Genomic DNA, 17,571 nt, shown 5'->3' with positions numbered 1-17,571 from the left:
TCAGTAGATTGATTTTTTGGCATCATCGCATTTAAAGGTGGAGGACACGTCCGCCGAACGGAGATGGATTTGCGTAAGCGCTCACTTTCAGCGGTGGATTCCCGATGCCAGCGGTAGCCAAGCGCGCCCGCGCGGCTGCGGAAGCTAGCGGCGCGTCGCTCAAGAACGAATTCGTCGCGTTCAAGACCAATCGCATTGTCGAGGTGGCGAGCCATCTGTTCTACCAGCGCGGCTACAGCAGTTGCACTCTCGACAATGTCGCCGACAATCTCGGCGTTACCAAGCCGTTCCTCTATTCCTATTTCAAGAACAAGGAAGCCATCCTCGCGGCTATCTGCGAGGTGGGCATCAGCGAGGCTCTCGCGGTGCTTGAGACTACCCTTGCCGGGGAACACAAGGATCATCGTGCCCTGTTGAGCGAGGTCGTCCGCCAGGTCGGCAAGATCGTGATCGATCGGCAGGAATATGTCGTGGTGTACCAGCGCGAGATGAAACACCTCAGCGCGGCGGATCACGAACGTATCCTTCGTCTTAGGCATTCGTTCGATCATCAGATCGCAGAGCTGATCCGCGAAGGCGTGGAAGCGGGCGAATTCCGGGAAGACACCGATTCGTTCGTGGCTGTCTGGATCGGCGGCCTGATCAGCTGGATCCCGACCTGGTATTCGCCGGGCGGACAGCGGTCAGCCGAAGACGTTGTCGACCAGCTCGTGGCTGCGGCCCTGCGCCTCGCCGGCGCAGAATAACTCAATGGAATTTTCAAACGGGAAGATAATCGAAGCTGCTTTTTAACTAGAGATACCAGCCAGTAGAAAATCAGAGGCTCGGTATGAAGGGAGAGAAAATGAAGGTTACCATCGTCAGGCGCGCCCTCGTCTCGGCCACCGCCATCGCACTCGCGCAATACGCAACGCAGGCTGCTGCACAGACGGCGCCCGATCCCGCGCCCGAAGAGGAAGGTTCGGTCATCATCGTGACCGCGACCAAGTCAGGCCAATCGCTCGAAGATACGGCGGCCGCTATCTCTGTGCTCGGCGCAGAAGCGATCGGCGCAGGCGGCATCGAGGATGCCGGCGATCTTGCCGCCGCAGTTCCCAACGTTTCGGTCGGTGACCAGTTCGGCGTCAACCGTACCTTCATTCGCGGCATCGGCCTGACCAGTATCGACCTCGGCGCTGACGGTGCTGTTGCCTTCCTCCAGAACGGAGCGATCAACAGCCGCCCTGCTGCACAGCTCAGCGGCTTCTACGATATCGAGCAGATCGAAGTCCTGCGCGGTCCGCAGGGCACGACCTATGGTCGCGGCGCAACCGGCGGTGTGATCAACATCGTCACGGCGCGGCCCACATCCTATTTCGAAGGCTATGCGCGCGCGACCTACGGGAATTACGACGCGCTCACCCTTGAAGGCGCTGTGGGCGGCCCGATTGCGGGTGACACCGTGGCGTTCCGCATCGCTGGCAAGTACGAAAAGCGCGATGGTTACGGCAAGAACCTGTTCACCGGCAATCCTGTCGACGACCGCGATGCCTACGCCTTCCGCGGTTCACTGCAGTTCGACGTGACGCCTGACCTCGAACTGCTCGTGGTCGCCGATCACTTCAAGGAAGACGACTACAACTACGCCTTCCACTATTTCGGGCCGACGGTCTTTCCGGAAGGTTTCCTGCCCGGCCCGCTTATGGGCGGCGACACGATCAACGACTATTACGCGGCGCTCGGCAAGCCGGTCGATACGCGCAACATCTACTCCGATGAAGATGCGATCAACGAACGTAAGGGTACGAGCGTCACTGGCATCGCCACCCTGGACAAGGGCGACTTCACGCTGACGTCGACGACCGCCTATCGCAAGTTCGAGCGCTTCAACCGGGATGACCTCGATGTCAGCGATATCAACGCGTTCGGTCAGAACAACTACATCGAAGACAGCGAATCCTTCAGCCAGGAATTCAGCTTCACGGCCGATCTCGGAAAACTGTCGCTGCTCGGCGGTGCCATGTATTTCGAAGAGGAACTGATCGGTGAAGTCCGCGTGCCGACAGTGAACTTGGCGCAATACTTCAATATCGTCCTCGGGACCGATCTTGCGCCAGACCTGTTCGACGACGGGTTCTATCTCCAGCGCGGCACGGTGAAGACGAAGGCTGCAGGTGCCTATCTCGAAGGTGCGCTCGAAATCGCGCCTGACCTGACCTTCACGGCTGGCGCGCGCTATAACTGGGAAGAACGCGCCGGCTCCGGACGGTTTACTTTCGACGCGCAGGGCCTCGACATTCCGACCGACAAGACCGGTGACTGGGATTCCATCACGCCAAAGTTCGTGCTCGAATACAAGACGCCGGGCGGAACGCTGCTCTATGGTAAGGTCACGAAGGGCTTCAAATCCGGCGTGGTGAATATCGGCAGCATCAACGACATCATCGATCCGGAATTCGTGTGGAGCTACGAGCTAGGCCTGCGCGGCGAGACCGACGATGGCACGTTCGGTTACAGCGCAGCTGCGTTCTACTATGATTACACCAACCTCCAGGTCGGTTTCGTCAATGAAAACAGCATCGTCGAAACGATCAACGCGGCTTCTGCACGCAACTACGGCGTCGAAATCGAAGGCACGATCAGGCCGGCACGCAATACCAGCATTCGCATCTTCGGGACCTATCTCAATGCGAAATACAAGGACTTCTGCAACGGCTATTACGCTGTCGGCGATACTTCGCGCCGTCAGTTCCCTGCCTGTGCGGATGAACCGGCTCTTTCGGATCTGTCGGGCAACCGGCTCGCCAATGCGCCCGAATTCACGGTAGCCGTATTCGCCGACCACACTGTCGAGCTCGGGAATTCCGGCACGCTCGACCTGTCGGCCGACCTGAATTTCCAGGACGAGGTGTTTTTCACCGAATTCAACAACAAGGACGCGCGGCAGGAAGCCTTCGCCATGGCCAATGCGAGCATTACCTATCGCTCTCCGGACGAAAAGTTCTCGGTCTCGCTGTGGGGCAAGAACCTGTTCGACAAATACGCTCTGGCGAACACGATCATCACCGCGCCGCTTTATGGCTTCGTCTCGGTCGGTTCGCTCAGGCCGCCGCGCACCTACGGCGTAACCCTGGGGATCGATTTCTAAGAAACCTGCGGGAGACGCTGCAATGGAAGAGGCATTTCGCATCGGCAGCCACAAAGTCTACCGCATCGAAGAATGGCAGGGCGGGTTCAGCCCGCCCGAAGCCCTCTTCGCCGAATTCGAATCCCGGGTGTTTGCAGAGCATGCCCCGGGATTCGAGCCGGACTTCATGCGCGATGGCCTGATCTACGGTTATCTGCAGAGCTGGCTCATCGACACAGGTGACGAGCTGGTTCTGGTCGATACAGGCGCGGGCAACGAGAAGGACCGGCCTGGCATTCCGATCTTCGGCAATTTGCAGACCGATTTTCTGGCAAAGCTCGAAGAGGCGGGTTTCGCACCCGAAGACATCGACAAGGTCTTCTGCACCCATCTCCATATCGATCATGTCGGCTGGAACACCCGGCTGGTGGAAGGAGAGTGGGAACCGACCTTCGCCAACGCGACCTACTATTTCCCGACGCTAGACGAAGCGGCCTGGAACCCGGCCAAGGAAACCTACGGGTCGCTGGGCGGGGCGGAAGTGAATGCCAACGTCTTTGAAGACAGCGTTGCCCCTATCATCAAGGCGGGCCGTGCCGAACTGATCGAACACGGCGCTTCGATCGCCGACGGGATGACGGCGATCGACTCGCCCGGCCACACGCCGGGTCACATGGTGCTGGAGGTCGAGAGCGAGGGCGAAATTGCCTTCTTCACCGGCGACATCCTTCATCACCCCATGCAGATCAGCCAACCCGGCTGGAACAGCGTCTATTGTGAAGATCGCGATCAGGCTGCGAGCACGCGGCGGGCCATTCTCGACCGGGCTGCCGACCGGAACGCTCGCATCGTTCCGGCGCATTTCGGCGCGCCGCATTCAGTCTTCGTCGAACGCGCGCAGGACGGATTCCGGCCTGTCTTCGACGAACGCAGGGGAGGCTGACATCATGGCGCGAGAAGATGTGACTTCCTTTGCCCCCGATGCGCCGGGGATGAGCCTCGATCCCTATCCCGCCTTTGCCGAACTCAGGGAAAAGGATCCGCTTCACCGTTCCGACCTCGGTTATTGGGTGGTGAGCCGCCACGAAGACGTGCGCGGGGTCCTGATGGGCCGCGATTCATTTGGACAGGGGGATTTCGTCGAGAATATCCGCCTGTTCTATGGCCCGGATTTCGACGTCCTCGGGCAGCGATCCTACAAATGGCTGTCGGAAGTATTCCTGATGCAGGATCCTCCGCACCACACTCGGGTTCGCGGAATGGTGACCGGCGCGCTTACGGCAAAGCGCGTGAGGGCGATGGAAGGCCGGATATGCGAGATTGCCGACGAACTGATCGACGCCATGCTGGCAGCAGGTTCGGCAGACCTCATCACGGATTTCGCCTACCAGTTGCCGGTGCGGGTGATGTGCGACATGCTCGGCATCGATCCGGAGGACCCGCGCCTGCCCGCGGTCATCGGGGCGATCGCGCAAAGCTTCATCGTGTTCGAGGCGCGGGCGCTGACCGACACCGAACTGGCGACGGCGAACGAGCAGATCTCGATCCTTCAGGCATTCTTCGAAGACCTGTTCGAGCAGCGCATGGCCGAACCGCGGGATGATCTCGCAACGGCGCTGGTGCAATCGGGCGGGAATGAAGACTCGCTGTCGCACGACGAGCTTGTCACGGTCGCCATCGGGCTGTTCGGGGCTGGTTTCGAAACCACTGCCCACATGATCGGCAATGCCGTTCTTTCATTCGCAAGGTTTCCGGACGAGTGGGCAAAACTCGTGGCCGACCCCTCTGGCATGGCGGCAGGCGCGGTCGATGAAACCCTTCGGTTCGAAAGTTCGCTGATCGCGACCTACAGGACCGCCCTGGCAGAGACCCAGCTGCGGGGCGAGACGATCCTGCCGGGCGAAAAGGTGCTTACGCTGATCGGGGCAGGGAACCGCGACCCGCGCGTTTTCGATGACCCCGACCGGTTCGATATCGCGCGGGATGCGCGCGGCCATCTCAGCTTCGGGGGCGGAATCCATTTTTGCGCTGGCGCCGAGCTTGCGCGGCTGGAGGGGCGCGTGGCGTTCGAACAGCTGGCGCGCCGAATCCCGACGCTGAAGGCGGACGCCAGCAATCCGCAGTGGCGCGACGGCTTTCTTTTCAGGGGACTGAGCAGCCTGCCGGTTAGCTGGTAGCCGCGCCCTAAGGCGTCACGACAACCTTGCCGAGGCGATTGCTAACGGTGACGAATTCTACCGCTTCTGCAGCGTCGGCCAGGTCGAAGGTCCGCGCGATCCTCGGACGGATCTGACCAGACCTCGCAAGCTCGAGGACAATCGTGAGGATTTGCCTGACCCGCGCGGGGTCGCTTTCCCATAGATAACGCGCATCGACGCCCACGAGTTCGCCTGATTTGAGCAACGGCAGGTTCGCCGGAAGGCTCGGGATTCCGTCACCCGATGCGAAGCCTACGACCAGGTGGCGACCGTGTTTTGCGAGGGAGCGGAAGCATAGCTGGAACAGCGATCCCCCGACAGGATCGAAGACCATGTCGACCCCGCTTGGAAATTCGCGCTTGAGAAGATCGCGCCAATTCGCGTCCCTGTAATCGATCACGCGCGATGCGCCGAGTGCGGACACGAATTCGCGCTTCTCGTCGGTAGAGGCAAGGCCGATCACCGTCGCAGCCGAGGCGCTCGCCAGCTGGACCGCAGCCGAGCCTACGCCGCCCGATGCGCCGGTCACGAGCAGTGACTGGCCGGGCTTCAGACCTCCGCGATCATAGAGGCCGTAATAGGCAGTCAGGTAGTCCAGCAGGGCGGCAGCGGCTATTTGCGGCTCCAGTCCATCGGGGACGGCGACTGCGTGTTCGGCAGCGGCGACCGCCTGTTCGGCAAGCCCGCCACCAAACTGCCAGCACGCGATGCGTTGCCCAGCTTCGAAGCCGGTCACGCCTTCGCCGAGCGCAATGATTGTGCCGACAATCTCGCCGCCCGGCACGAACGGGACCGGCGGTTTGACCTGATAGAGGCCGCGCATAACCAATTGGTCGACGAAGCCGAGGGCTGTCGCTTCGACCGATACGAGGATCTGCCCCTGGCCGGGATTTGGCGCGCCGGCATCCTCGATCCTGAATTTGGCAAGGCTGCCGAGTTCACTCGCTTGGAAGGCGCGCATCTGCCGTTGTCAGCCGGCTTTGGCCGTGGCTCTCGACGAAGCACCCTGCTCGCCGAACTCGAGGTCGCTTTCGTCGGGCTTGCGCGTCATTCGCCAGAAGGCGTCGTTGCGCCACGGGGTGATCGCGACCACGCGCCCCTTGGAATTGCGATACCAGTTCTCGGTTCCCGGATGGGTCCAGACCAGCTTTTCGTGCGCTTCGTCTATGCGGCGGAGATAGTTTTCATAGACATCGTCCCGAACCTCAACCGTCTGGGCGCCGCGGCCGCTGGCCGACAGGACGACCTCGCCTGCGAAATGCATCTGGTTCTCGATATTGCGGATCATGCTGCCGCCATGCCCTGCGCCGACATTGGGCCCGAGCAGGATGAAGAAGTTCGGGAAGCCGGGGACCAGCGTGCCGAGATAGGCGGCTGCGTCATCCTCTCCCCACTTCTCGCGCAGGACCTGCCCTTCGCGCCCGATGATGTCGTAGGAGCCGAGCACGTTGGTCGTCTGGAACCCGGTGGCGAGAATGATCACATCAGCTTCGACCGTGCGGCCGGAAGAGGAATAGAGCGTGTTCCCGTCGACCTTGGCAAGGTGCTCGGGGATCAGCGTGACGTTCTCTTTCTTGATTGTCCTGAACCAGCCGTTGTCGAGAAGCATGCGTTTCGCGAAGGGCGGATAGTCGGGCAGCACGTGCTCGATCAGTTCGGGCCGGTCCTGGAGCTGCTCTTCCACATACCGCGTGAAGGCGCGGCGGTGGCCGTCGTTGATCTCGTTGACCGCACGTTCCGGATAGGCCCACTCAGGATCGCGGAAGAGCGTACCGTGGACGCGGTCGTTGAAGGTCCACGAAAGGCGTTGTTCGAGCCAGGCCCGATACAGCGGGACGACCTGCATGAGATAGCGGACGCCCTCGGGGATCTTCTTGCGGAACTGCGGGAAGGGTGCGGCCCACTGTTTCGACCTTGCGAACAGCGTGAGGCTTTCAACCTCGTCCGCAATCGCCGGCGCGACCTGCATGCCCGATGCGCCATTTCCGATCACGGCAACGCGTTTGCCTGCCAGGTCCGCGCCATCGGGCCAGCGGCTGGTGTGATAGACGTCCCCTGCAAATTCGGCGAGCCCTTCGATCCTCGGATATTTCGGGATGTTGAGAATGCCGACGGCGCTGAACAGATAGTCTGCGCTGTGGACCTCGCTCTGGCCCTCGGGCGTGGTAATGGACACATCCCACTTTCCGGTCGCGTCGTTCCAGCGCGCTTCATCCACATGAGTGCCGAATTGCGCATTCTCGTAGAGTTCGAACTGTTTGGCAGTGTCGAGGAGGTAGCTCTCGATCTCGTCGCGCAAGGGGAAATACATCGACCAGTCGTTCGGGCGACACGAAAACGTGTAGGTCAGCGAAGGCGTGTCGACGCCGCAGCCAGGGTATTTGTTTTCGAACCAGGTGCCGCCGAAATCCTCGTTCTTCTCGAACAGGGTGTAGGGGATGCCGAGTTTCTGGAGCTCGATACCGGCGCAGATGCCGGACACCCCGCCACCGATGACGATGGCAGTCTTGTCGCTGGCAACGGCTGTGTCCGCATGCGCTTCGGCATCGTACTCCATGCCGGCAGCGATGATGTCGCCATACTCTTCGGGCACGTGTTCGGTCATGGCCACGGTCAGCATTTCGGCGAGGCGCGCATTGCTGGGCCGCGGGATGGCCAGCTCCTTGCCGTCCAGCCATGCGTCGATCGCATTGTGCACGGCGAGGCGGATTTCGTTCTGGATCGCATCGGGCAACTGCCCGCTGTCATTGTCGTCGAGGCCCGGCGAACGCTTGGGCGCGTAGGGCTCGTTGAGCCATTTTTCCTCGCCGGTCATCTGGTAGAGGACCATCAGCAGGGCAGGAATGTTCGCCCTGGATATACCTTGCTCGAGCAGTTCGCGATCTACGTCGCTTGCTGCCACCGGGCGTTGCTTGAACGGATTTGTCATCGAATGAATGGTCCTGCGGTCTTGGCGCATCGGTCGGAATTATGGGAGACGGTTGCAATCACGCGCTGAAGCTTTCCCTGCGCACGCGCAGGCCTGCTGCCTCGCGGTCCCAGGTGTCTGCGGTGATACCCTCGGTCCTGAGCTCGGCCTTCATGACCTTCGCCGAAGGAGTCTTGGGAAGCTCGTCGAGCACGCGGATGTACCTCGGCACCATGAAATAGGGCATGGTATCGATCAGGAATTCGGCCAGCGCGCGCGGATCGATTGTCTGACCCGGCACAGGCGCCACGACCACCATCACCTCGTCTTCCGAATATTCGCTGGGGACCGCGATCGCCGCGGCCTCGCGCACTGTCGGATGGCTGCACACGTCTGCCTCGACCTCGAACGACGAGATGTTTTCGCCGCGCCGCCTGATCGCGTCCTTCACGCGGTCGACGAAATAGAAATAACCGTCCTCGTCCCGGCGGAACGCATCGCCGGTATGGAACCAGCCGTTGCGCCATGCCTCGGCCGTCGCTTCGGGATTGGCGTTGTAGCCGCTGTTCATCGCCCAGGGGCGATCGGTCCGGACGAGCATTTCCCCGATTTCGCCGATCGCGACTTCGCAATCGTTCCTGTCGACCAGCCGCACTTCGACCCCGTCGCGAACCTTGCCGCAGGTGCCGATCTTGGTCGGGTTGGCCTCCGAAACGACCGGGGACGAGATCTCGGTCATGTTGAAGATCGTATAGATATCGACGCCGAAGCGTTCGGTGAAAGCCGGCGCATCGCCCGTCAAGGGCACCATGAAGGCTTTCTTCACGGTGTGGTCGCGATCCCCCGGGCCGGGCTCTGCCTTCAGCAGGAAGGTCGCCATGACACCGAGCAGGAAGACCATCGTCGACTTCGTCGCCTTGGCCACGGACCAGAACTCGTCAGTCGAGAAATTGTCGATCATCGCGACAGAGGCGCCGCGCGCCAGCATCACGAAAGGCGGTCCCATGCCGCCGATATGGAAGATCGGTGCCACGCACATGTAGCGATCATCCTCTCCCACCATGGGCCAGGATTCCGGCCCGGCGTTCGAGAACATATGGAGGTAGGAGGACAGCACGCCCTTTGAAGGGCCGGTGGTGCCCGAAGTATAGATGATCGACTGGATGTCCCACGGTTCGATCGGGTGATCGAGCGGCAGGTAATCGTCTTCAGCGCCCGAAACGCTTTCGAACGGCGTCATGGGAAGCGGGGCCGATGCGGGCTGGGTGCCCGACGTCACGACCAGCCTTTCGAGCGCGGCAAGGTCGACTTCCGAAAGCCGAGGAATGAGGTCCGGGTGCACGAGGAGGAAACGTGCACCCGAATTCGCGATGACATGCTCGAGCAAGTTACCGCGATAAGCTGTGTTGAACGGCACGAAGACTGCGCCGATGTAATTGATTGCGTAGAATGCGATCAGCGCCTCGCGCCCGTTGGGCAGCCAGACGGCGACATGCTCGCCCTGTTTGATGCCCAGTTCACGCAGGCCTGCCGCCTTGGCGCGCACCATCTTCTGCAGTTCACCGAAGGTCCATTCCTCGCCATCGGCAAAAACGATGTGGGCCTTGTCCGTGCGTTCGTCCGCCCACCTGTCGAGGAGGTAGCGAAGGACGCATTCATCGCGATTGGGGATCCGTGGATCGGCGAAATCTCGTTCTCTGGTCATGCGGTGTCTCAGGCTGCCAGTCGCAGGATCTGCATGACGTCTGCGGCCGTGCTGATCGGCCGCGGGTTCGTCCTGCCCCAGATATCGAGCAGGGTGTATTCGGAAACCTGCTGGAAGCGGGATTCGTCGACCCCCACCTCGCTCAAGGTGCGGGGCATTCCAAGGCCGCGGATGAAGGCGTCGAGAGCTTCTGCAGCGGTAGGATGCGTGTTGCCCAGAACGGCCAGCGTGCGCTTCTGTCGGCTGTCGTCATACTCCGCGTTCCATTGGAGGACGTATGGGGCCATGACGCATGAGCAATAGCCGTGGGGGACGTCGCATGTCCCGCCCAGGATGTGGCCGATGGCATGGCTTGCGCCCATGGGGACGCCCCCGATTATGCTGATCATCGATTGCCATGCTCCGACCTGGCATTTCAGCCGCCCTTCGAGGTCGTTGGGATCCGCCTTTACGCGGGGCAGGCCCTCGACAAGCAGTTTCAGCGCGCTCTCGGCGAGGCCGTCAGCGAAATCGTTCGATTTGTCGGAAGATAGCGTTTCGACCGCGTGGTCGACCGAACGAACGCCGGTCGAAAGCCAGAGCCATTCGGGCGTGTGCACCGTGATCGCGGGATCGAGCACAACCATCACCGGCGCCATGTTGCGATGCTCGTAACCCTGCTTGTGCTGGGTTACCTCGTCGGTCGATCCCGAAAGTGCATTGAATTCGCCACCCGATAGTGTGGTCGGCACGCAGATCACCGGGATATCGGGTCCGACCGTGATCGGGTTTATGACCTGGCCATCGTCGGTGACATAGGTCCGCAGCGGCTCGAAATCCTCGACCGTGCGGACGTCGTGCTTGATCAGGAGGCTGATGATCTTGGCCGCATCGGTGGCCGAGCCACCGCCGACCGAGACAATGAGGTCAGCCCCGGCGTCGCGGGCAGCATTGGCAGCTTCGAGCACATCGGCGCGCGGTGCATGGGGGGCAATGCCGCTGTGGGTGCCGGCATGGCGCGAACCCAGCGCTTTTTCGATCTTGGCGATTTCGTCGGTCTTCTCGCGAAGCGTCGTCGACGTGAGCAGGAACACCTTCTTGCAGCCCATCGCCTGTGCCTGGTCCAGCAGGGCGTCGGCGGCGGGCATGCCCATCGTGACGCGCTCGGTTCGCGTAAAACGTAATTCGCTGGCGGGGGCGCTGGCCATTCTCGGTACCTCTCTCATCGCAAATCGTCCGCGTTTTCGCGGATCGTGAATTCGATAGTGACAGGCAAAGCGGCTACTGGCTAGTATATTTTTGAACCAATCAGAATATGGGGCGAGGGATATGGATGAAACGCGAGGCAATTCGGACGAGGATTCCGGAGGTGGCACGATGCCCTTGGCGGGTATCAAGGTGCTCGAATTTTCGGGACTCGGCCCCACGCCGTTTGGCGCAATGATGCTTTGCGATCTCGGGGCCGACGGGCTGCGGATCGAACGAAAGGGCGCGATCAACCCGCTCGGCGGTGACCCGCGATTCGATTTTCTCTTTCGCGGGCGACCGTCGATTGCGATCGACATGAAGTCGCCCGAAGGACTGGAAAAAGTGCTCACCCTCACGGCAAAGGCAGATGTGGTGATCGAGGGATACCGGCCCGGAACGATGGAACGCCTGGGGCTTGGTCCAGACCGTCTTTGCGCCCTAAATGACAGACTGGTCTATGCGCGGATGAGCGGCTGGGGCCAGGATGGGCCGCTGAGCCAGAAGGCCGGCCACGACATCAATTACCTTGCGCTGAGCGGCGGGCTTTATCCCATCGGGCCGTTCGATGGTCCCCCGACGCCCCCGGTCAACTTCGTCGGCAATTTCGGCGGAGGCGGCATGTTCCTCGCAACCGGCGTCCTCGCCGCCTTGCGGGAGCGCGACCGGTCCGGGAAAGGGCAGGTCCTCGACGTTGCCATGATCGACGGGATCAGCGTGCTGATGACACAGCTCGCCGGCTGGATGCAGATGGGCCAGTGGAACGCAGGGCGGGGCGGAAATCTGCTCGACGGAAGCGCCTATTTCTACAGGTGTTACGAGACATCGGATGGCCGGCACATTGCCGTCGGGGCGCTCGAAAAGCCCCTCCACGATGCTTTTGTCACCGGCCTGGGTTTCGAAATTGAAGAATTTCCCGACTACCTCAACCCGGTCCATTGGGCTGCGCGATCAGAGCGCGTAGCTGCGATCGTCAGGCGGCGCACCATGAAGGAATGGACCGAGTTGTTCTCTCCTCTGGATGCCTGCGTTACGCCGGTGCTGTCGCTGGAAGAGGCAGCGCGGGACGAGGGCGGGACTGGGCGCGGATCGATCATCGCGACCGAAACCTCGTTCCAGCCGCGGCCAGCGCCGCGGTTCAGCAAATCAGCGGTGAGGATGCCTGCCGAAACTCTCGATCCAACAGCGCATTCAGGCATCCCGAAGGAATGGATCGATTAAGCCGGAGCGAGACACCGGTTCCGAATAGGTCAATCGCCTCGATCGAACGAGCAAGGGCACGAATGGCGCTTGCTGGTCGAGCGAGGCGATCGAATGGAAAGCAGGATTGGCTTACTTGCGAGCGGTCCTGACGAAGACTTCGCTTTCCTGCTCGGCCAGTATTTGCAGTTCGGGATCACCGATCGCGTCGACGAGCTGGGACTTCAGATCGGACGTGCAATCCTTAACCGCGGAAAGGGGCGCGAACGGCGAACCGCGCTTGCACGCCTTCTTGGAATAGAGCTCGATCCGCTCGAGCAGGGCAGCCTGCGAAGCCGGGGTCGAGAGTTCGCTGGCCTTGTAGCCGAACTCGACAATCTCGGCAGCGTGGCTGACCGAGGGGACGACTGCGACTGCAGCGGCGAGGGCGAGGATGGAAGAAAGCTTTTTCATGATGCACTCCTTATGCTGCATTGCAGTATGAACAGGAGCGGTTCGAGGACCATCGCAAAGACGGTAAATTCGCGTTGCAATATTGGAAACACGAGAAAAACGTAGTAATAACAGTTGAATATAATGGATTTGACCGCTCAAATCGGTACGTCGCAAGGCCATTGTGCATTGCGGCACAATCCGTCATAGCGCTCACCTTTGCGAAGGAATGCGAGATCCGCCGTTTACCCCCAACCGGATCTTTGGAAGCGTTCGTCGCTGCAGCCCGTGCCGGTTCGCTGCGGAAAGCTTCCGAAGAGCTTAGTCTGTCCGTTTCGGCCTTGAGCCGGCGTGTGCTCAAGCTGGAGCAGCACGTCGGGCGGCCGCTGTTCACGCGCGGCGCAAACGAATACCGCTTGAACGAAGACGGGATGCGGCTCTTCGAAGAGCTGAAGCTGCCGATGGACCAGCTGACCGCAGTTTTCGAACGGCGCGCAGCGCCCAGCAGGAAGCAGCTGGTCGTCGGAGTGCCGACGTCATTCGCCACCGCCTGGCTCATCCCGCGGCTCGACCGGTTCCGTCAGAGCAACCCCGATATCGACCTGCGGATCGAAACATCGGGTTCTCCGATCGAAAAGCTCGGAAGCACCTTGGACATGATCATTTTCTTTGCCGAGGAAGGTAAGGGGAAGATCGAATTCCAGCCCTTGAGGCCGCAGGGCGCATATGTCGTTGCCCGCGAAGGGCTGGTCGATCCGCTCGACGGCTTGCGCGCCGCACTGCGGAGCACGCCCTTGCTGGTGCACCGCCACCTGCCGCAGATGCTGGACACCTGGAAAGCCGAAGTCGGGCTGCCGGCGGATTTCCCCCTTAATGTCGACACCTATGACGACGGGCCGCTCCTGATAGCAGCCGCGCAAAGCGGGCTCGGCCTCGCCCTGGTGTTGGAAGACATGGAAAACTTCTACGGATCGTCGACGGGCCTTGTTCGGCCTTTTGGTGAATATGCCCGTACTTCGTTCAGCTATGCCATCGCGACGAAGCCCGCATCGGGCAGCGTTCACGCGATCGAGCGCTTCCGCCAGTGGGTGATCCAGACAACCGATGCCGAAACGCAATCGCGGGTGCCAAGAAAAAAGCTGGAGACGGTTTAACGCCTCCAGCTTGAAGTATGGGAGAGGTTCGGAGGGAATGGTGCCCCCCGGACGGATCCAGATTGCAGAGCCTGCGATTCCGCGCCATCGCTTTGCAGGAAACGGTGCGTTGCCAAACTTGCAACGCGGTGCCGGTTGCTTGCCGGATCAGCTCTTGCGGATCGAACTGAGGAAGTTCTGGACCTGAGAGCGAAGTGTCGATGCCTGACCTTCCAGCTCCGTCGAAGATGACAGGACCTGGGCTGCAGCAGCGCCGGTTGCCAGCGAAAGTTCGCGAACATCCTCGATATGGCTCGACACGCGGTCGGTGCTGCGTGCGGCAAGATCGATGCTGCGGGCAAGATCCTGACCCGCGACCGACTGCTGGTCCACCGCCGAAGCGATGGAAACGGCTGTCGTTTCGAGCTGCTGGACCTGCTCCGCGATCGTACGCAGCGCGCTGACGCTGGCACCGGTCGAATCCTGCATGGCACGGATCTGCTCGGCAACCTGCTCGGTCGCGCGGCTGGTCTGCATGGCCAGTTCCTTGACCTCGCTTGCGACCACGGCGAACCCGCGTCCCGCTTCACCGCCGCGAGCAGCCTCGATCGAGGCATTGAGGGCGAGAAGGTTGGTTCGCTGGGCAATAGTCTGGATCAGTTCCACGATCTCGCCGACCTGTTCGGCCGAAACGGAGAGGGCGGAAATGGTCTCGTCCGCTTCATTGGCAGACAGGGTCGCCGTGCGAGCGAGTTCTGCCGATGATGCAGCCTGGCGGCTGATTTCGCCGATCGACATCGCAAATTCGTCGGATGCGGCAGCTGCTGCAGTTGCGCCGGCATTCGCTTCGTCCATCGAACGTACGACTTCGTTGGTCTGTCGCGTCGATTCCTCGGCAGAGGAAGCCATGCTCGATGCCGTGAGCTGGAGCTGGCTCGAAGCCGCTGCCACGCCGCCGACGACATCGCCGACCGAACGTTCGAATTCATTGGCAAGTTCGATCATCATCTGGACGCGTTCGGCTTCTACTGCCTCGCGTTCCTTTTCGCGTTCGGCCTGTAGCGCCTTTTCCTTGTCGGCACGCAGGGCGCGTTCCTTCGCCCATTTTTCCAGACGGACGTTCGCTTTCTTGAAGGTTTCCATCGCGACCAGCATCGATCCGATTTCGTCGCGGCGTCCAAGCCCTTCGATCTCGAAGTGGCGGTCGCCCTTGGCGAGGCGGTTCATGCCGTCGGTAATTTCGACGATCTTCGAAGAGAAATTCGTCGTGAGATAGCGCAGGCCACCGGCGATCACGAATGCGGCGAACAGCATGAATACGATCGTCACGCTGACCGTGTTGAAGAAATACTGGAGGCCGTTGACGCGATACTGCGTGATCCAGCCGAGCAGGCTCTTTTCGAGCGCCGCGGTCCGGTCGACGAGCGTATCGCCAAGTGCGGAAAGTTCGTAGGCGAGGGCCGTCGAGCGAGGGCCCTGGCCTTCTCTGGCGAGGCTCGCACGGAGTTCGTCGAACTTGGTGTTATACTGCGCCAGCAGATCGCGCATCTCGACCACTTCGGGCGTAATCTCCGGCGAATGCTGGCGGACTGCTGCCTCGATTGTGTCGAGCTGGGTCACGGCAAGCTGGTGCGCCTCGTTCATGCGGACGACGGTCGCTTCTTCGTTGCCGAAGATATAGCGCACCGCGTTGTAGCGCATGTCACCTGTGGTGCTGTGCAGATTGGCCGAAAGCTGCGCGGTATCGCGCATGTCGTCGGATACCAGGAAGCGGTCGTAAAGCTCCGAGAAGCTGTAGCCCAGCACGATCGCGATCGCCGCAATGGCGCCAAGGAAAGTGCCGAAGATCACGCGGATCTTGCGGCCCAGCTGGAGATCGTCGAACCAGTCGATGACGCGGCCCATCCCCTTGCGCGGCGCTGCCGGGGCGACTTCGATCTGTTCGAGGTCCCCGTCACCGCGCATTTCGGCGAGGATTTTCTCGCGAACGTCAGCCTCGACCTCGTGGCCGGCTGCGGTCATTTCATTGGTATCGATCTGGGCACTCATGCCGCGTTCCCCTGGCTCGCCTGCTTGGAGGCGATATTGTCTTGCTGCTGGGCATCGATAAGGCCCTGCACTTCGGTGAAGGGCATGGCCTTGTAATAGAGCCATCCCTGGATCTGGTCGCAGCCCGCCGTCCGCACGAGCGTGGCTTGCTCTTCGGTTTCGACGCCTTCTGCGGTCACGCCCATTTTGAGCGCACGTGCCATCGCGATGCTCGACAGCATCATGGCGCGCGAACCGTCATCTTCGCCTGCTTTCACGACTAGCGAACGGTCGAGCTTGAGCTTTTCGAAGCGGAACTGGCGCAGGAAGCCGATCGAGGCATAACCGGTGCCGAAGTCGTCGAGCGAGACGTTTACGCCGAATTCGCGAATTACGTTGAGGCTGCGCTCTGCGACGACCGGATCGAGGACGAGGCAGGTTTCCGTGACTTCGAGGTCGAGGCGCTCTGCCGGGAACCCGGTTTCTTCGAGAATATAGCCGAGCTGGATCGGGAATTCCGGATTGCGCAGCTGCGCGGCCGAAATATTCACGGACAGGGTGATGTTGCCGAAGGCCAGCGCATCCGTGCAGGCACGGCGCAGGACCCACAGCCCGATCGCGTTGATCAGGCCCGATTCCTCAGCCACCGGGATGAAGATGTTCGGACCGATCTGCTGTCCGTCCGGGCGTTCCCAGCGAAGCAGCGATTCCACCGCCACGATCTTGTGCGAATCCGCGTCGACCAGCGGCTGGTAGAACAGCCGGAATTCTTCGTTGGCCAGCGCCTCGCGGAGTTCGTTGTCTAATTCGCGAACGGCCTCGCGATTGCGATCGAAGTCCGTGCTGAACCAGGTGCAGCGCATCTTGCCGCCGCGTTTCGAGGCATACATGGCCACGTCGCTGCGGCGCAGCAGTTCGGAGGACGTGAGACCGTCCATGCCCGTGCTGCGCGAAATTCCGATGCTGACCCCGACTGCGATCGCGCGGTCTTCCATCTGGATCGGCTTCGCCAGTTCCTCGATGATCTTGCGGCAGATGCTTTCGACGATCGTGCCGGCTACCGGACCCCGCTTCATGACGGCGAATTCGTCACCGCCGAGGCGATAGCAACGCGCTTCGTTGCCGCACAGGCGGGTGAGGATCTCGGATGCCCGCGCGATCAGCTGGTCGCCAAAGATATGGCCGAAATGGTCGTTGACCTGCTTGAACCCGTCGAGATCGAGCAGTGCCAGCGCTACTTCCTCGCCCTGGTTCGTCTCTCCGGCGAAATCGTTGTGCAGTGCACGGCGGTTCGGGAGGCCGGTGAGAATGTCGACGATGCTCGGAGGTACGACGTCAGCGCCGTCGCGGCGGGTGTAAGTGCCAAGCGCGAAGATGGTCGTCGCGTAAAGGAGGACGCCCGAAATGATCAGTGATTGGGGGGAGACGAAGGCATAGTCCTCGCTGAACCAGACGGCGAGCACGATTGTACCGAAAACGATGCTGAGCACCGCGAGCGGGGCAAGTACCAGTAACGGTGTGGTCAATCTAAAAGGTGCGTTGGCCGACTGCACGATATCCCCTGTCATGCGCGCAAATTTCCATTCGAAGGGTTGGGATAACCGCCATTCGCTAAGGAAGCGTAAATACAATCTTTA

General features: G+C 61.1%; 13 protein-coding genes. 6 read left to right on the top strand and 7 right to left on the bottom strand.

The window, feature by feature from the left end; all coding sequences use genetic code 11:
* Positions 1-104 precede the first annotated feature (104 nt).
* The 4 genes from AMC99_RS10165 to AMC99_RS10150 all read left to right on the top strand — a co-directional run bounded on the left by AMC99_RS10165 (position 105) and on the right by AMC99_RS10150 (position 5,283).
* Complete coding sequence (locus AMC99_RS10165; protein ID WP_061926232.1) at positions 105-746, top strand: TetR/AcrR family transcriptional regulator; 642 nt, start codon at positions 105-107, stop codon at positions 744-746.
* A gap of 98 nt (positions 747-844) precedes the next feature.
* Entirely contained in the window at positions 845-3,127 is a 2,283-nt protein-coding gene (locus AMC99_RS10160) for a TonB-dependent receptor (RefSeq protein ID WP_061926230.1), read from the top strand.
* A gap of 22 nt (positions 3,128-3,149) precedes the next feature.
* Positions 3,150-4,049, top strand: a complete 900-nt coding sequence (locus AMC99_RS10155) for an MBL fold metallo-hydrolase (RefSeq protein ID WP_061926228.1) — start codon at positions 3,150-3,152, stop codon at positions 4,047-4,049.
* A gap of 4 nt (positions 4,050-4,053) precedes the next feature.
* Complete coding sequence (locus AMC99_RS10150; RefSeq protein ID WP_061926226.1) at positions 4,054-5,283, top strand: cytochrome P450; 1,230 nt, start codon at positions 4,054-4,056, stop codon at positions 5,281-5,283.
* Between the two features lie 7 nt (positions 5,284-5,290).
* Here AMC99_RS10150 and AMC99_RS10145 read toward each other — a convergent pair whose 3' ends face one another.
* From AMC99_RS10145 to AMC99_RS10130, 4 genes are read right to left on the bottom strand one after another with little or no spacing between them, the layout of a single operon-like run.
* The gene (locus tag AMC99_RS10145) at positions 5,291-6,265 is read right to left on the bottom strand and encodes an NADPH:quinone oxidoreductase family protein (RefSeq protein ID WP_061926224.1); all 975 of its coding nucleotides are present in this window, start codon (positions 6,263-6,265) and stop codon (positions 5,291-5,293) included.
* Between the two features lie 9 nt (positions 6,266-6,274).
* On the bottom strand, positions 6,275-8,233 hold the full coding sequence (locus AMC99_RS10140; protein ID WP_061927922.1) for a flavin-containing monooxygenase: 1,959 nt from the start codon (positions 8,231-8,233) through the stop codon (positions 6,275-6,277).
* A gap of 58 nt (positions 8,234-8,291) precedes the next feature.
* Positions 8,292-9,917, bottom strand: coding sequence for an AMP-binding protein (locus AMC99_RS10135; protein ID WP_061926222.1), 1,626 nt, complete (start codon positions 9,915-9,917; stop codon positions 8,292-8,294).
* 8 nt (positions 9,918-9,925) lie between these two features.
* Positions 9,926-11,104, bottom strand: a complete 1,179-nt coding sequence (locus AMC99_RS10130; RefSeq protein ID WP_061926220.1) for an iron-containing alcohol dehydrogenase — start codon at positions 11,102-11,104, stop codon at positions 9,926-9,928.
* A gap of 121 nt (positions 11,105-11,225) precedes the next feature.
* Between AMC99_RS10130 and AMC99_RS10125 the strand changes: the two genes are divergently transcribed.
* On the top strand, positions 11,226-12,362 hold the full coding sequence (locus tag AMC99_RS10125) for a CaiB/BaiF CoA transferase family protein (protein WP_061926218.1): 1,137 nt from the start codon (positions 11,226-11,228) through the stop codon (positions 12,360-12,362).
* A 111-nt stretch (positions 12,363-12,473) separates the two neighbouring features.
* On the opposite strand, the gene AMC99_RS10120 is transcribed toward AMC99_RS10125, so the two are convergent.
* The gene (locus AMC99_RS10120) at positions 12,474-12,794 is read right to left on the bottom strand and encodes a UrcA family protein (RefSeq protein WP_061926216.1); all 321 of its coding nucleotides are present in this window, start codon (positions 12,792-12,794) and stop codon (positions 12,474-12,476) included.
* 242 nt (positions 12,795-13,036) lie between these two features.
* Between AMC99_RS10120 and AMC99_RS10115 the strand changes: the two genes are divergently transcribed.
* Positions 13,037-13,927 (top strand): LysR family transcriptional regulator, encoded by an 891-nt coding sequence (locus AMC99_RS10115; RefSeq protein WP_061926214.1) that lies wholly within the window; start codon positions 13,037-13,039, stop codon positions 13,925-13,927.
* 147 nt (positions 13,928-14,074) lie between these two features.
* Here the strand turns inward: AMC99_RS10115 and AMC99_RS10110 are convergent, their stop codons facing one another.
* Positions 14,075-15,955, bottom strand: coding sequence for a methyl-accepting chemotaxis protein (locus tag AMC99_RS10110; protein WP_061926212.1), 1,881 nt, complete (start codon positions 15,953-15,955; stop codon positions 14,075-14,077).
* Positions 15,952-17,460, bottom strand: coding sequence for a putative bifunctional diguanylate cyclase/phosphodiesterase (locus tag AMC99_RS10105; RefSeq protein ID WP_232301377.1), 1,509 nt, complete (start codon positions 17,458-17,460; stop codon positions 15,952-15,954). Before AMC99_RS10105 ends, AMC99_RS10110 begins: the two co-directional genes overlap by 4 nt.
* Positions 17,461-17,571: the final 111 nt, after the last annotated feature.

Origin of the sequence: Altererythrobacter epoxidivorans, from assembly GCF_001281485.1 — a bacterium.
Taxonomy (GTDB): Bacteria; Pseudomonadota; Alphaproteobacteria; order Sphingomonadales; family Sphingomonadaceae; genus Erythrobacter; species Erythrobacter epoxidivorans.
Note: the sequence above shows the minus strand (reverse complement) of the source record. Positions and strands in the feature narration are given on the sequence as shown.

Coding starts and splice junctions, on each gene's coding strand:
- AMC99_RS10165 (WP_061926232.1), top strand. CDS start 105: ATGCCAGCGGTAGCCAAGCGCGCCCGCGCGGCTGCGGAAGCTAGCGGC.
- AMC99_RS10160 (WP_061926230.1), top strand. CDS start 845: ATGAAGGTTACCATCGTCAGGCGCGCCCTCGTCTCGGCCACCGCCATC.
- AMC99_RS10155 (WP_061926228.1), top strand. CDS start 3,150: ATGGAAGAGGCATTTCGCATCGGCAGCCACAAAGTCTACCGCATCGAA.
- AMC99_RS10150 (WP_061926226.1), top strand. CDS start 4,054: ATGGCGCGAGAAGATGTGACTTCCTTTGCCCCCGATGCGCCGGGGATG.
- AMC99_RS10145 (WP_061926224.1), bottom strand. CDS start 6,265: ATGCGCGCCTTCCAAGCGAGTGAACTCGGCAGCCTTGCCAAATTCAGG.
- AMC99_RS10140 (WP_061927922.1), bottom strand. CDS start 8,233: ATGACAAATCCGTTCAAGCAACGCCCGGTGGCAGCAAGCGACGTAGAT.
- AMC99_RS10135 (WP_061926222.1), bottom strand. CDS start 9,917: ATGACCAGAGAACGAGATTTCGCCGATCCACGGATCCCCAATCGCGAT.
- AMC99_RS10130 (WP_061926220.1), bottom strand. CDS start 11,104: ATGGCCAGCGCCCCCGCCAGCGAATTACGTTTTACGCGAACCGAGCGC.
- AMC99_RS10125 (WP_061926218.1), top strand. CDS start 11,226: ATGGATGAAACGCGAGGCAATTCGGACGAGGATTCCGGAGGTGGCACG.
- AMC99_RS10120 (WP_061926216.1), bottom strand. CDS start 12,794: ATGAAAAAGCTTTCTTCCATCCTCGCCCTCGCCGCTGCAGTCGCAGTC.
- AMC99_RS10110 (WP_061926212.1), bottom strand. CDS start 15,955: ATGAGTGCCCAGATCGATACCAATGAAATGACCGCAGCCGGCCACGAG.